Raw genomic sequence first — 14,655 nt, 5'->3', positions numbered from 1 at the left:
ACCGATGGGACGCAGCCGAGGAGTTCAGGCGTGGATGCGAAGCCTTTCGGACACTACGAACTCCACGAGCTGCTGGGCCGCGGTGGGATGGGTGAGGTCTACCGGGCCTACGACACCAACACCGACCGCGTGGTGGCGCTGAAGGTGCTGCCGCCGCACCTGGCGGCCGACGAGGTGTTCCAGCAGCGGTTTCGCCAGGAGTCGCAGGCCGCGGCCGGCGTCAACGACCCGCACGTCGTACCCATCCACTCCTACGGCGAGATCGACGGCCGCCTCTATCTCGACATGCGGCTCATCGAGGGCCGCACGCTGGGGGCGATCCTCGCCGACGATCGGCAGTCGATCGATCCGGCGGCGGCCGTCGCCATCGTCGAACAGGTGGCGGAGGCCTTGGACGCCGCGCATCGCGGCGGGCTCGTGCATCGCGACGTCAAGCCGTCCAACATCCTGCTGACCGAATCCGGGTTCGCCTACCTGATCGACTTCGGCCTGGCGCGCACCCTCGGCGCCGAGGGGATGACGACTGCGGGCAACACCTTGGGCACGCTCGGCTACATGGCCCCGGAGCGATTCGAGGGCGGGGCCATCGACGGCCGCGTCGACGTGTACGCGCTGGCGTGCGTGCTGTACGAGTTGCTCACCGGTGTCCGGCCCTACCAGGCCGACAGCGTGGAGCGGCAGATCGCCGGGCACATGCTGGCGCCGCCACCGAAGCCGTCGGAGACCGCTGTGCGGCTGGGCGCCTTCGACGAGGTCGTCGCCAAGGGCATGGCGAAGCAGCCCGGCAAGCGTCATCAGACCGCGACGGAACTGGCCGCTGCCGCGCGCCGAGCGCTCGAGGCGCCGGTTCCGCGTGCGAGGCGGACGTCGGGCAGGCATGCCGCGTCCCTCTCTAGGCCGTTCCCGAAGCCGCTCCCGAAGCCCCGCCCGAAGACCCCGCTGACGCGTTTCCCGAGGCGGCGCCGCGTGCGCCGGCGCGCGGTGCTGACGGCGGGCGCGGTGGTGCTGTTGGCGGCCGCCGGTGCTCTGGGCGCTTATCACCTCGGTGGTGGCGCGCACCCGGACGCCGCGCCCGCCGGGGTGACGGAGTCGACGGTGCCGAGCGCCGCGCCGGACGGTGCGGTGCCCGAGATCGCGGCGACGGTGCCGCCCGACGTGCGGGCCACGGGACGCCTGGTGATCGGGGTGAACACCCCGTACGCCCCCAACGAGTTCAAGGACTCGTCGGGCCGCATCGTCGGTTTCGACGTCGACCTGATGAACGCCGTCAGCCGGGTGCTGGGCCTGCACCCCGACTATCGCGAGACCGCGTTCGAGAGCATCCTGCCGTCGGTCGGCGGTGGCAGCTTCACCGTCGGCATGTCGTCGCTGACCGATACCCGCGAGCGTGAACGGACCGTCGACTTCGTCACGTACTTCCAGGCCGGCACGCAGTGGGCCAAGCGGGCCGGCACCGACGTCGATCCGGACGCGGCGTGCGGGCTACGGGTGGGCGTCACGTTCGCCTCCGTCCAGGACACCGCCGAGGTGCCGGAGCGGTCCGCCGCCTGCGTCGCCGCGGGGTTGGCGCCCATCGACGAGGTGGTCTACACCCGGCAGGACGATCTCACGGCGGCGCTGGTGGCCGGCGACGTGGTGGCGATGTCGGCCGACTCGCCGGTCACGGGATTCGCGGTGAAGTTGTCGGCCGGACGACTGGAGACCGCCGGTACCATCACCCGCGTCGCGCCCTATGGCTGGCCGGTGGCCAAGGGGTCCGCCCTGGCCGAGTCGCTGCGCCGGGCGCTCGAGCATCTGATGGCCACCGGCGAGTACCGCACCATCGCGACCATGTGGGGCGTCGACGCCGGCATGATCGACCGGCCCCAGCTCAACGGTGCCCGCCAGTGAGGTGAACGCCCGTTGCATTGCAATGACTTTCGCCGACACTAGGACGCACGGCGATTGGGGTGCTACGCTCCTCGCGGGTGTGATCTGCACCTATTCATCAGGAAAGAAGTTGGAAAGTATGGCACAGGGAACTGTGAAGTGGTTCAACGGTGAAAAGGGCTTCGGCTTCATCACCCCCGACGGCGGCGCGGAAGACGTGTTCGTCCACTACTCGGCGATCACCGGCAACGGGTTCCGCACGCTGGACGAGAACCAGCGCGTCCAGTTCGAGGTCGAGCAGGGCGCGAAGGGACTGCAGGCAGTCCAGGTCTCCGCAATCTAAGCGAGCGCAATCTTCGCTGACGTAGGCCGGTGGGGCCCAGTCCCCGCCGGCCTACGTTTCGTTTGGGCGCCGTTCGTCCAGCCCGGATTCGCGTCATTCCCGCCGTCGTGGACATGCGCGGCCTGATGCGTCGCGCTCGCGTGCTTCCCGCCGAGTGGCGCACGGTGGCGACGGTCCTGGCCATCGCCATCGTGATGACGTCGGCCTTTGCCGCCGCCTACACCGTGGCGCTGGGGCGCCCGTTTCCACATCACCTGCGCATCGGGATCGTTGGTGCGCCGTCGGCTGCGCTGCTGGGTTCGTTGCAGATCAGCGAGCACGAATTCGACGCGCGACCGTTCGCCACGCGGCAGGACGCGCTGGCGGCCATCGAGGCACAACAGGTCACGGCCGTCGTGGACGCCACGTCGGTGCCACCGGAACTGGTGGTCTCCAGCGCCAGCGACGCGTCCGCCGCGCGCATCCTCACCCAACTCGACCGCTCCGCGCCGGAGACCGCGCAGCTGCGGGTGGTCGACGTGAACCCGCTGCCGCCCGAGGACCCTGGCGGATTGGCGGCCTTCTACGCCGTGATCGCGGCCACGATCCTCGGGTTCGTCACGATGTTCCAACTCCGCGCCAACGTGAAGTCGTTGACCCTGGGCCCGTGGCTGGCCAGCGTCGCGGTGCTGACGGTGCTGGGCGGGTTGGCGCTGGCGATCGTCACCGGTCCGGTGCTGCACGCGCTGCGCACGCCGTTCGCGATGCTGTGGCTGCTGCTGTCCCTGCAGGTGGCGGTGGCGGCGTTGTTCAACTCGACGATGCTGATCCTGGTGGGCAGGTGGGCCATCATCCCCACCTGGCTGACGTTCATCCTGCTCGGCAACACGTCGTCGGGTGGCGCGGTGTCGGCGTCGCTGTTGCCGCAGCCCTTCAGGTTCTTCAACCACGCGCTGCCCAGTGGCTCGACGATGTCCGCCCTGCATTCGGCGACCTACTTCCCCGAGCATCAGCGGGTGCTGCCGTTCGTCGTGATCGGCACCTGGCTGGCGCTGACGCTGACGGTGCTGGTGGTGGTGGCGCGCCGACTCGACACGTCGCCGGCGCAACGTTGAGGGGCGGCGGATACGGTGTGAGCGTGGGTGTTTCGCAACGTGTCGGCGGTGCGCCGCTGACCTTCCTCTGGCTGGCGGTGCTGTTCGTCACGACGCGCCGGCAGCGGGCGCTGAGCCGGCGGGCGGCCAAGCGCGTGCAGCGGCACCATTCGACGAACCTGCGCCGGTTGCGTTCGGACCCGCTGCGGGTGCTGGTGACCAGCCTGTTCTGGCTCGACGACCGGACGTGGTGGCCGTACGTGCCGCTGTTCGCCGGTGTGGTCGCGCCCGCGGAACGGCGAATGGGTTGGGGCCGTTGGCTCCTCGTCGGGATGACGGCCCACGTGGTGGCGACGTTCGTCGGGCAGGGCCGCGTGCACTGGTCGATTCGCAAGGGACGGGCGCCACGGCGACTGGCCGATGCCCGTGACGTCGGGACGAGTTACTTCGCCCTGGGCGTGGCGGGGGCGCTGACCGCGTATGTCGAACGGCGTCATCGACTGCGCTCCCAGGTGCTCGCCACCGGCGCGTTGGCCGTCAACGCTGCGGTGCGGCCCACGTTCACCGAACTGGGACACCTGACGGCCTTCGGCGTGGGCCTGGCGGCGGCGCCCCTGCTGCCGCGGCAAGGCAGGCGGCCCTACCCGGACGTCGCCGGCATCGAAGCGGCGGTGCGCCGCCGTGCGCGTGACGAAAACCCGCTTTCCTCCTAGGATTTCGCCGGTGTCGTCGGGGATGGCCTGGGCGACGGGGTGCGGGGCATCACCGCCGCCCAGGCCGGCGACCGTGACGTTCGCGGCGCCCTGACGGACCTCCGTGAACGCCACGCGAGTCGTCGTTCGGCCGGGCTCAGGCGTCCGGGCGGGAGACGTCGCCGCGCCAGGCGCCGGTCTCGCTGGGCCGGCTCTCGATGAATTCCTTGAACCGGTCCAGGTCGCCCTTGACGCGGGCCTTGAGGATGCCGAGCTTGTCGGCGACGTTCTCGACGAAACCCTCCGGGTCGACGTCCATCTGGGTTGTCACGCGGGTCTTCTCGTCGTCGAGGCGGTGGAAGGTGACGACGCCCGCGTGGTCGGGTCCGCTGTCGGACTTCCAGGCGACGCGCTCCTCGGGATGCTGCTCGGTGACGGTGGCGTCGAACTCGCGAGTGACGCCGCCGACCTTGATGACCCAGTGCAGGTGGGTGGCGTCGCGCTGGTCGATGCGTTCCACGCCCTCCATGAAGTGGGGGAAGGTCTCGAACTGGGTCCACTGGTCGTAGACGACGCGGATGGGTCGGTCGACGTCCACCGAAGCGGTGTGCGTGCTCATTGCGAACTCCTCTCATTCTGCTCGTTCGTGGGTGCGGTACCCGCTATGCGACGGCACAATCTCCGGGTGACCGTTGACGATCGCCCCGGGCCGGTGCGCCGGTTCCTGCGTGCCATTCGCAAGGAGGTGCCGCAGGCGCTGACGGGCGGTTTGGTCGACGACGACGCCGAGGTGGCGGCGATGTTGCGGGAGTTGGGCGTCGCGCTGCTGGAGTGCAATCAGCCCACGCACCTGGTCGAGGCGCGGCTGCACTCGATCGCGCGCAACTACACCGATCACGTGGTGCGCATCGTGGTGTTCCCGACGGCGCTGCTGGTGCAGGTGGGCACCGTCGCCTACGAGGTGGAGCGGGTGAGCAGGCAGACCGCGCAGCTCAACCTCGCGGGCCGCATCGACGCCATCGCCGAGCTGGCCGAGGTGGGCGGCATCACCGCGGTCGACGCCGCGCGGGAGGCGGCGTCGGCGCGGACCACGCCGACGCGTTTCGGGCCGGTGCTGACCGTGGTGGGCTACGTCGTCACGACGGTGGGTTTCGGTCTGGTGATCAACCCGACGTGGGCGGCGCTGTGGGCGTACGTCTTCCTGGGCGCGGTGGTCGGGTGTATCACGTTGCTGGGGCGGCCCTTTCCGATGCTGACCGCGATCCTGCCGACGTTGGCCGCCGCGGTGGTGACGGTGCTGGCGACCGACTTCGTCGCCGACGCGGTGAACGACGGGCTGCTGCGGGTGATCAGCCCGCCGCTGGTGGCGATGCTGCCGGGGATGGCGTTGACGATCGCGGCCATGGAGCTGGCGAGCGGCCAGATCATGAGCGGGGCGACGCGCCTGATCTACGGGGTGACGCAACTGATGCTGCTGGTGTTCGGGGTGGGGCTGGGGATCCACCTGGGGACCGACTTCCAACCGCAGCACCCGCACGCGCCGATGGGCGAGTGGTCGCTGTACGTGGCGATCGTGGTGGTGGCGATCGGGCTGTACTTCTACCTGTCGGCGCCGCCGGGCTCGTTCGTGTGGCTGATGCTGGCGGTGGCGGTCGCACTGGTGGGCCAGCAGTTGGGCGGCATGGTCCTGTCCCCGACGCATTCGGGTGCGGTGGGGGCGTTCCTGGTGGTGCCGTTCGCGATGCTGGCGGCGCGGATCAAGACGTCGCCGCCGGCGATCGTGATGATGCTGGCGGCGTTCTGGTCACTGGTGCCGGGGGCCTTGAGCTTCGAGTCGCTGGGCGAGGCCGCCGCGGGGGAGGGCGACGTGCTGACGCTGGGCAGCACGGTGGCGGCGGTCTTCTCGATCGCGTTGGGCACGGTGATCGGGTGGAGTGTGTTCGCGACCATCAACGGGCGGATGCCGCGGGGGGCGCTGTAGGGATTCGAACGGATTCGGCTGTGATCACCCGTGGCGTTGCGGTACCGTCCTGCCATGCCGTTGGGGGACGGCGCGAGGTTTGCCGGGTACGTCATCGAGCGGCAGCTTGGCGCAGGGGGGATGGGCGAGGTGTACCTCGCCCGGCATCCGAGGCTGCCCCGACACGATGCGATCAAGGTGCTGCGGTCGGACGTGTCGGCCGACCCGGACTACGTGGAGCGGTTCAATCGGGAGGCCGACCTCGCGTCGAAGCTGTGGCATCCGCACGTGGTGGGCATCCTCGATCGGGGCCGGTATCGGGGGCGGCTGTGGATCTCGATGGACTTCGTCGACGGGACGGACGTCGGCCGGCTGCTGCGGGAGCGGTATCCCGACGGCATGCCGCGCGAGGAGGTGCTGGCGGTGGTGAGGGCCGTGGCCGCCGCGCTCGACTACTCCCATGGCAAGGGGTTGCTGCACCGTGACGTGAAGCCGGCGAACATCCTGGTGGCCGACGATGGTGTTGGTGAGCGGCGAATCCTGCTGGGCGACTTCGGAGTTGCGCGGGAGATCGCAGATTCGAGTGGTGGGTTGACGGCCACCAACATGACCGTGGGGACGGCCGCGTACGCCGCGCCGGAGCAGCTGATGGGGCTCGAGCTGGACGGTAGGGCGGATCAGTACTCGCTGGCGGCGACGGCGTATCACCTGTTGACGGGGGCGCCGCCGTTTCAGCATTCGAACCCGGCCGTGGTCATCGGCCAGCACCTGAACGCCGAGCCGCCGTCGCTGGGGCGGCCGGATGTGGCGGGCATGGACGCGGCGCTGGCGCGGGCGTTGGCGAAGGATCCGCGGGACCGGTTCGCGACGTGTGCGGAGTTCGCGGAGGCGCTGGCAGGCTCTGAGGAGGCGCCCGTGCCGAGCTTGCACACCGTGGACACGATGACGGCGCCGGTGGCGGCCCCGGTCCCGGCGGCGGAGGTGGCCACGCCGCGGAAGCGTCGGCGCCTCGTGCCCGCGCTGGTCGCCGGTGCGGTGGCGCTGGCGATCGTGGTGGCGGTGGTGGCCTACTTCGCGCTGCAGCCGGCGGCGACGGCGCCCGTGGCCGAACCGTTCACGTTGACGGGCAAGCTGCGGCTGGCCGGGGCGGACATGAAGACGACGGGGTTGCCCGCGGGGTACAAGTGCGCGGGGGCACGGGAGTTCGGCGACATCGGACCGGGTGCGCCGATCACGGTGGAGGACGAGTCGGGAAAGCTGTTGGCCAAGGGGTCGTTTCGGCGCAGCATCGCGATCAAGGACGATTGTCTGTTGAACTTCGAGGTGGTGGACGTGCCTGCGGGTGCGCACTTCTACCGCGTGCACGTGGGGCAGGACCGCGAGATGAGCTACACGGAGGCCGAAGCGAAGGCCGGGGTGGACTTCCTGGTGATGAACACCGTCGATCCGGGGGCGACGACGGCGCCGCCGAAGCCGACCACGCCGAGCCGGACGAGCACGGCCCCGCCGGGGCCGAACATGGAGCAGATCAGCGTGGACCGGTTGCGGCGCATCGCCGACGAGGACCGGCCCTCGGTGGCGGTGAACCTGGCGGACTGGTGGATCCCGCAGATCAGTTCGAAGCGCGTGGGTTTGGTGGCGAGGGGGATCACGTGGAACAACCAGGCGATCCTGGAGGAGCACCTGCGGTTGCGCAACGTGTTCCCCGACGTGCACCTGCTGTGGTCGGGTGACTGGTCCACCTACGACGGCCGCGACTTCTGGGTGACGGTGGTGGGGTTGAAATCCTCGGACCCCGACGACGTGCTCGGGTGGTGTCTTCAGCAGGGGTTCGACAAGGACAACTGCATCGCGAAGCTGGTGAGCACCACGCACCCGATCGCGGGCAGCACGAGGATGAACCCGTAGCTACTGCGAGGGTGCGGGCCACCCGGGAGACGGTGGCAGCGTGGGGAAGTCGGTGCGTGGGTGCTCGCCCTGGGTGAGGAAGGCGCGGCGTTCGGGTGGGTCGGGGGCTTCGGCGACGCACGTGGCGAGATCTGCTTCGTAGGTCGGCCAAGCGCTTTTGAAGTCCTTGTCCGAACTGACCCATGAGTCGAGTGAACCGGTGATTTTCCACCCGCCAAAGACATTGTCGCGGGGCGCGGCGTCAGTTCCCTGCTGGGGCGGTAGCGAACTCGGGGTGTTAGGCGGCGTGAGGAACAGCCTGAGGGCGTCGATGCCGTCGTCGTTCTGGAACACGTTGGCGACGCTTGAGTACGACCCATTCGGGTTCCGATGAGCCAACCCGTAGCGGTAGTTGCACCCAGTCGCAATCACCTGGGGTCCGTTCTGGTCGATCGATGAGAGGGAGAACCGATTCGTTCCGACTGGGGGATTTGCAACTGCGCCGCGGTCGACGTCAGGCCGCAGGTTGGACCGCAGCAGGTCGTAGAGTTCTGGCTTTTGAGCTACGGCGTCGTCGAACCCGGGATACGCGTAATTCATGTCGCCCATCGTCTGGGCATCGAGCCGCGACTCGATGAAAGCTCGGACCGGTACCGCAGCGCCATTGGTCAAAACGATTGTGGGACCGGCTCTCCACACGTAAGTCTGCTCGCGGAGCGGTCCGGCCAGGACGTGCTGCGTTCCACTTTGTTCGGCCGAGTTACAGGAGGCGAGCGATATCGCAGCGAGGGCGAATGCGCAACTGCGCAGCCATCGATGTGCGCGCCAGCTCGCGCCACCGTTCGAGTCAGTCATCTCAGCTGGTATTGGTTGGCCAACCGGGAATCGGATTGCCCGCGGCGGGCGGTTGATCCTTGAGTCCGGTCATCATAGCGCGGCGTTGAGCTTCATCGTCGGGCATCGCAGCGGCGCAACGGCTTAAGAGTTCCGCTGAGGGAAACGCTTTGCTTGACGGGTCTTGCAGAGGCCCCCAGCCCGAAGTGCTTGCGCCGGAGACGAACCACGTGCCGAACACGTCGACGTCCGGTGCGGGCGAGGGTCCCCGTTGCGGTTGAAGCGCCGAGCTTCCCCCATTTTCGCCAGCTGAAGTACTTGCAAGTGCAATCTGCCTGACGGATATACCCGCATAAGGTCCGTCCGGATACGGCACCACCTTACCGTCCACCTCGGCGGCGCCACCTGAGACGAATTTCGTAGCGTCGGACGTGGCAGCGGTGAATTGCGAGTACTCGCCGGTGCAGACTATTGCGCGGTAGCCGTCATTCTCGCGATTCAGTTCGAGTAAGTGCTGCGTCTGAAAGCCGTACTGCGCTACGGCCGGAGGCGGATTCCCTGTCAGCCAAGACAGCGGCCGAACATTGACGCTCTGCATCAAGTAGTTGCCGGTTTGCGGGAGGTTCTCCGCTGTTGCGCGAAGAAAACCTGGATAGACGTTGTTTTTGTCAAAAGTCATGGACGCGATCTGATAGGACTCAAGGTAGGCACGTATCGCGACTGCTGGTTGAGTCGTAAGATCGATTCCAGGGGCGGCAGTCCAGTGAAAGCGGAAGTTTGTCAAAGTCTTCGGCCAGGCCGGAGAGTCGTTACCTGCTGTGCTCTTCTCGCTTGCTTCATCGGGCGGGGCGCAACCACTCAACGACAGAATGAGGGTCGCGATCAGCAGTGCGACGCGTCTCATCATTGCGGCGGCCTCGGGTAGCTCGAAACGATCGCGCCGGCGTAGAGCCTCCAGTACTCGTCTACGAGGCCTCTAGTCGTCCCCGAAGGATCATTCTCGCTCATGTATTGCTTGATGTCCTGTTGGTACTGGGCGTATCGGCCGTCGCCCGTCTGTGGCGGGGCCGTTAGATCATCGCCAATCATGTACTTGCCGACGAGCGAAGTATCGCCCATATGTGCCCGAGCCAATGCCTCGGCCATATGTGTCTCAATCGGAAAAGTATCGGGCAACTCAAGATTGGGAGGTTGTCCGCGAACCGGTTCAGGGCCCAGAAGAATCTCCTTACCGAGTCCGGCTGCCTCACTCAATGGGCCGGCGGCCCCAGGTAGGTGTTCTGCTCCGGTCGATGCGGCGTCGAATAGCATCGATCGCAGTTCCCAAGAACTGTGCTTGGCATTGAACTCGTCGCCCATCCGGTCATTCGCCTCGTCGAATGACCCAAGATCGAGCGCCGCTTGAAGTTTCGCCGCGGACCTCATCGAAGTCGTGTCATCCGGCACGTTCGGATCGGCAACCGAAAGTGCTGTGCGGTCGAACGCAGTGTCGATGTATCCCTTGGACGCGTCGAACATGATTTGACTGGCGGTCTTGGGAGCAGTTGGGTCTATCGGTTGTCCCGCGGGGGGTTGATCGGAAAAGAGAACACTCATGAGCTGTCGCGTATGAGTGGGTTGATTGGAGGCGCCATCGGGGTCTAGGGGTGAGAACAGACCGTTGTTGCCGCCGAAGTTCTTGCCAACCATGTCATCCATGTAGGGCGCGAAGGCCCTGGCCATGTCTCGAGTCAACTCCGGATTAACCTGTCCCAGAGACTGGTTGTCGGCACCCTGCAGGTTGAGTAGTTCGGGAGAGTGGTTGCTAGTGAACTCCGCCAGTGCGTGCGCGGTTTGTGCTGCACGGTCACTGACGTCGTGATCGGCGGTATCGCCGACCCAATCGAACAATCCACCTGCAGCAAGGCCGTCGTCCTGCCACTGGTGCATCGTCATGTTGTCCAAGAATCGCTCTCCGCGGGGTGAGAGGAAGGTCTGCTCACCATGGTCCCCCGTCTGGGGAGGGCCTACCAACGCGTCATGGATGACCATCTGATCTTTATTGACTGCGTTGAACATGTTCTGCAACGTGGGATCGACGATCTGGTGCTGCCAGCGCGGAATGTCGTTCTTGCCGTCCACCAGTGGGACTGGCGACTGGTTCGACTCCGCGAGGAGTCGTTCGCTCTGGCTGAACATGCCGGAGTCCAAGGCCGTGCCCATGCGGAGGGACGGGTCGCCCTTCTGCATGATGTCCGCCAATGAGTTCAACCCGTCGACCGGTTGCGCTGCTCCGATCACTTCCGGCATCCCGATAGAGCCATCCGGGTTTTTCACAGGAGGTCCATACTGCACGTCGGTTAGGACGGGCCCGTCGAGAACCTTCTGGATTCCGTCTGGAAGCGCGTACTTGCCGCCCGCGGCGGGGTGCTCGAGCGAGGGCGGGTCGGTAGGCGGTACGCCGGTGGTGATGTTCGGGTTGGACGCGATCTGCATCGCGTCCATGGCGCGATTGCCGGTATCGCCGTTCTTCTCCATGATTTGCTGGATCTCGCGTGGGGTCTTGTCGCCGAACTCACGAGAGAAGTTTTGTAAGTAGGCCATCTGGTCGGGCGGAATGGTCGTCGAACCATTCTTAAGCGCTGTCGTCTGTTCCGGCGAGAGCTTGGTGTTCGTCTCGATTCGCTGGCGTTGCTCATCGGTCAGCGTCCCGTTTTGCATGGCCTCGGAGTCGGCCTTGCCCTGCTCGGCAGGCGATTGCTCTTCGTCCTTCTTTTCTCCAAGCTCGTCACCGAGCGCGTCGGCGTCCTTGTCCTCTTTGTCGCCCTTGCCGTCCTTCGAATACTTCTGCGTCTTCGAGACGGTTTCGTACTCTTCTTGGAGCTTCTTGAGGTCGTTCTTCACCGGCTGCATGTCGCGGTCGGTGCCCTGCATGATGTCGGTGAGCTGCTGCAGCCCCTTGCTGGCGATCACCATCTTCATGGTCTGGCCGGCGCGGTCGTTGGTCGTGGAGTTGGCGGCGTCGTTGACCCAGGTGCGGTTGGTCTCGAGATCCTGGCGGCCCTTGCTGACGATGTCGGCGGCCTTGTTGACCTGGGCGGCCACCTTCTGGTCGAGTTCGGCGATCCGGCCGAGAACCTGTTGATGGTCGGTGTTGACCTTGCCGTAGGCGTCGGCGGCGGTGCCCTGCCAGCGGCCGCCGGGGGCCGCGGCGTCCATGTCGGACTTCAACTGGTTGAGCTTGGAACTTTGATCGAAGCTCTCCCCGGTGGCCGGTGTGCCTTCGCCGTACGTTTGCCGCGCCTGCTTCCAGGTCGCGTTGAACCCGTCAATGGCCCCCACGCTCACCCCTCCACTTGAAATTCACTCTCGATTATCTCGCATGGGTTGCCAGCTTCGAGACAGGAATTGTCGGGTTGCCCGCCCCGTGTCGCCCGGTCGTCGGTCGCAGCCGACGTGTGTATGGTGGCTGACGAGCAATTGGGTTGCGCTGCTACGACTTCGGCGTCGTCGCAGGTCACCTGCCGCGGGGAGCGGGTTGAGCGGGACAGATGCGGGAACTCCGTCAGCGTTGACGGGCAGCGACCTGCGCGGTCACGAGGACACGCACGCGAAAGGGTGAGAGTAGCGGTCATGGGCTCTTCCAGTGTCGATGCACGGCTGGGCTCGCGCTTTGGGCCCTACGAGCTGCAGTCCGTCGTGGGAATCGGCGGGATGGGCGAGGTGTACCGCGCGTACGACACCGTGCGGGAACGGGTGGTCGCCCTCAAGCTGCTCCGCCCCGACATGGCCGTCGACCCCACCTTCCGCGACCGGTTCCGCCGCGAGTCCCGCATCGCCGCCCGCCTGCAGGAACCGCACGTCATCCCCGTGCACGACTTCGGCGAGATCGACGGCGTCCTCTACATCGACATGCGCCTGGTCGAGGGCGCCAGCCTCAAGGACCTGCTGCGCGACGGCGTGCTGCCCGCCAGCCGGGCGTCGTGGATCGTCGGCCAGGTGGCCTCGGCGCTGGACGCCGCGCACGCCAACCAGCTGGTGCACCGCGACATCAAGCCGGAGAACGTGCTGCTCACCCCCGACGACTTCGCCTACCTGGTCGACTTCGGGATCGCCTACGGGGGCGGCGAGGCGACCGTGACCAAGACCGGCATGGTCATCGGCTCGTGCGCCTACATGGCGCCCGAGCGGCTGAACGGCGAGCCCGGCGGTCCCGCGGCCGACGTCTACTCGCTGACCTGCCTGTTGTACGAGCTGCTGACCGGTCGCGCACCGTTCGAGGCGGGCGATCTGCGGCAGGTCATGAGCGCCCACCTGTTCTCCCCGCCGCCGCGTCCCAGCATCATGCGGCGCGGGGTGCCGGGAGCGTTCGACGAGGTCATCGCCAAGGGCATGGCCAAGGATCCGGCGCAGCGGTACGCGTCGGCGGGGGAGTTGGCGCGGGCGGCGTCGGCCGCGGCGTCCGGGCGGGTGGCGAGCCCGCCGGCCATCACGCCTCCCGCCCCGCCGAGCGCTCCGCCCCGCCCGCCCCGGACCAAGCAATTCACGGCCATGCAGCCGCCGGCCTACACGTCACACCCGTCGCTGCCCGTGACGCCGCTCGCACCCCCGCGACCCGCTCAGCCGAAGCGCCGCTCGAAGCTCAGCCGCTCGCAGAAGGCCTTGGTGGCGGGGATCGCCGGCATGCTCGCCTTGGCCGCGGTGTTAGCTGGCCTGGTGGTGTCCAGCGGCGGGACGACGGAGCCGCGGCGCGGCATCGGCGTGCCGTCGACGACGTCGGAGGCCGCAGCGCCCACCACGACCACCAACGACAGTCCGATCAGCGGGGTGTCGGGCACCGACGCGCAGGGCTTCGTCGGACACACCGCGCGCTGCGACGAGGGTACGACGCCGGCGGCGATGATCCGGACCAAGCTGTCGTTGGCCGTGATCTGCGAGCGGTCGTCGGGCACCTATTACTACAAGGGCGAGCGACTGCGCGACGGCGCGAACCTGCGGATCGACAAGGCCGTGCCGGTGGGGGATGGCTTCGAGGCGGTGAATCCGCCCGACGGGCTCAAGTACCGGGTGGCCCCTGACGCGTTGACCATCTCGAGTGGTCGCGGAACCGAGACGGATCCTGCGTTGGAGTACGGGGCGCGGTAGCGCTACGCGTCGGCCGTCGCCTTGTCGATGGCATCGAACTCCTCGTCGGTGAGTTCGATGCCGGCGGCGGCGACGTTCGGCTCGAGGTGGTCGACGCGGGACGTGCCGGGAATCGGCACCATCACCGGCGAGCGCTTCAGCAGCCAGGCCAGCGCGAGTTGGGACGGGCTGGCGCCGTGCTCGGACGACAGGTTGGCCAGCGGGCCGTCGGCGTCGGCGAGCGGGCCGGCGGCGAGCGGGAACCACGGGATGAACGCGATGCCCTGACGTTCGCATTCGTCGAGCAGCGGCTCGGCGGTGCGGGTGGTCAGGTTGTAGAGGTTCTGCACCGAGACGATGGGCGCCACCCGTTGCGCCGCCTTGAGCTGATCGACGTCGACCTCGGAGAGGCCGATGTGCCGAATCTTACCCTCCTGCTGCAACTTCGCGAGTTCGCCGACCTGGTCCTCCAGCGGGAAGTTGGGATCGACGCGGTGCAGCTGGTGCAGGTCGATGCGCTCGACGCCGAGGCGGCGCAGGCTCATCTCGACCTCCTGGCGCAGATAGCTCGGGTTGCCCAGCGGCACCCAGACGTCGGGCCCGGTGCGCAGCAGCCCGGCCTTGGTCGCGATGACGACGCCGTCGGCGTAGGGGTGGAGGGCCTCACGAATCAGGTCCTCGGCGACGTAGGGGCCGTAGGAGTCGGCGGTGTCGATGAAGTTCACACCCAACTCGACTGCGCGGCGCAGCACGCGGATGGCCTCGTCGTGGTCGGCGGGCGGGCCCCAGACGCCCTTGCCGGTCAGGCGCATCGACCCGAAGCCGAGCCGATTCACGGTGAGGTCACCGAGGGTGATGGTGCCTGCGGCAGCTGCGGTCGTTGCGTCCGTCATG

General features: G+C 67.4%; 12 protein-coding genes. 7 read left to right on the top strand and 5 right to left on the bottom strand.

Annotated elements, in window-relative coordinates; all coding sequences use genetic code 11:
- Positions 1 to 30 precede the first annotated feature (30 nt).
- The 4 genes from stpK7 (at position 31) to AC30CM_RS00645 (ending at position 3,998) form a co-directional block, all read left to right on the top strand.
- On the top strand, positions 31 to 1,890 hold the full coding sequence (gene stpK7 / locus AC30CM_RS00660) for a serine/threonine protein kinase StpK7 (protein ID WP_490114878.1): 1,860 nt from the start codon (positions 31 to 33) through the stop codon (positions 1,888 to 1,890).
- A gap of 118 nt (positions 1,891 to 2,008) precedes the next feature.
- Positions 2,009 to 2,212: a cold-shock protein gene (locus tag AC30CM_RS00655; protein WP_490114877.1), complete on the top strand. Its 204-nt coding sequence runs from the start codon at positions 2,009 to 2,011 to the stop codon at positions 2,210 to 2,212.
- Between the two features lie 113 nt (positions 2,213 to 2,325).
- Entirely contained in the window at positions 2,326 to 3,306 is a 981-nt protein-coding gene (locus AC30CM_RS00650; RefSeq protein WP_490114876.1) for a DUF3533 domain-containing protein, read from the top strand.
- A 23-nt stretch (positions 3,307 to 3,329) separates the two neighbouring features.
- A complete protein-coding gene (locus AC30CM_RS00645; protein ID WP_490114875.1) occupies positions 3,330 to 3,998 on the top strand; it encodes a rhomboid-like protein in 669 nt (222 codons plus the stop codon).
- 136 nt (positions 3,999 to 4,134) lie between these two features.
- On the opposite strand, the gene AC30CM_RS00640 is transcribed toward AC30CM_RS00645, so the two are convergent.
- On the bottom strand, positions 4,135 to 4,596 hold the full coding sequence (locus AC30CM_RS00640; protein WP_490114874.1) for an SRPBCC family protein: 462 nt from the start codon (positions 4,594 to 4,596) through the stop codon (positions 4,135 to 4,137).
- A 66-nt stretch (positions 4,597 to 4,662) separates the two neighbouring features.
- On the opposite strand from AC30CM_RS00640, the gene AC30CM_RS00635 reads away from it, so the two are divergent.
- Positions 4,663 to 5,958, top strand: a complete 1,296-nt coding sequence (locus AC30CM_RS00635) for a threonine/serine exporter family protein (protein WP_490114873.1) — start codon at positions 4,663 to 4,665, stop codon at positions 5,956 to 5,958.
- A gap of 54 nt (positions 5,959 to 6,012) precedes the next feature.
- A complete protein-coding gene (locus tag AC30CM_RS00630; protein WP_490114872.1) occupies positions 6,013 to 7,845 on the top strand; it encodes a serine/threonine-protein kinase in 1,833 nt (610 codons plus the stop codon).
- Here AC30CM_RS00630 and AC30CM_RS00625 read toward each other — a convergent pair whose 3' ends face one another.
- Genes AC30CM_RS00625 through AC30CM_RS00615 form a run of 3 tightly spaced genes read right to left on the bottom strand, consistent with a single transcriptional unit; the run spans position 7,846 to position 11,979 of the window.
- Positions 7,846 to 8,679, bottom strand: coding sequence for a hypothetical protein (locus tag AC30CM_RS00625; RefSeq protein ID WP_490114871.1), 834 nt, complete (start codon positions 8,677 to 8,679; stop codon positions 7,846 to 7,848).
- 1 nt (position 8,680) lies between these two features.
- Positions 8,681 to 9,565: a hypothetical protein gene (locus AC30CM_RS00620; RefSeq protein WP_490114870.1), complete on the bottom strand. Its 885-nt coding sequence runs from the start codon at positions 9,563 to 9,565 to the stop codon at positions 8,681 to 8,683.
- Positions 9,562 to 11,979, bottom strand: a complete 2,418-nt coding sequence (locus tag AC30CM_RS00615; RefSeq protein WP_490114869.1) for a TPR repeat domain-containing protein — start codon at positions 11,977 to 11,979, stop codon at positions 9,562 to 9,564. Before AC30CM_RS00615 ends, AC30CM_RS00620 begins: the two co-directional genes overlap by 4 nt.
- Before the next feature lie 291 nt (positions 11,980 to 12,270).
- Between AC30CM_RS00615 and AC30CM_RS00610 the strand changes: the two genes are divergently transcribed.
- Entirely contained in the window at positions 12,271 to 13,782 is a 1,512-nt protein-coding gene (locus tag AC30CM_RS00610; RefSeq protein ID WP_490114868.1) for a serine/threonine-protein kinase, read from the top strand.
- A 2-nt stretch (positions 13,783 to 13,784) separates the two neighbouring features.
- Here the strand turns inward: AC30CM_RS00610 and AC30CM_RS00605 are convergent, their stop codons facing one another.
- The gene (locus tag AC30CM_RS00605) at positions 13,785 to 14,654 is read right to left on the bottom strand and encodes an aldo/keto reductase (RefSeq protein ID WP_490114867.1); all 870 of its coding nucleotides are present in this window, start codon (positions 14,652 to 14,654) and stop codon (positions 13,785 to 13,787) included.
- Position 14,655 lies beyond the last annotated feature (1 nt).

It is taken from the genome of Mycobacterium sp. DHQP2018-32-09 (assembly GCF_058148405.1).
This window is presented reverse-complemented; position numbering and strand designations above follow the sequence as displayed.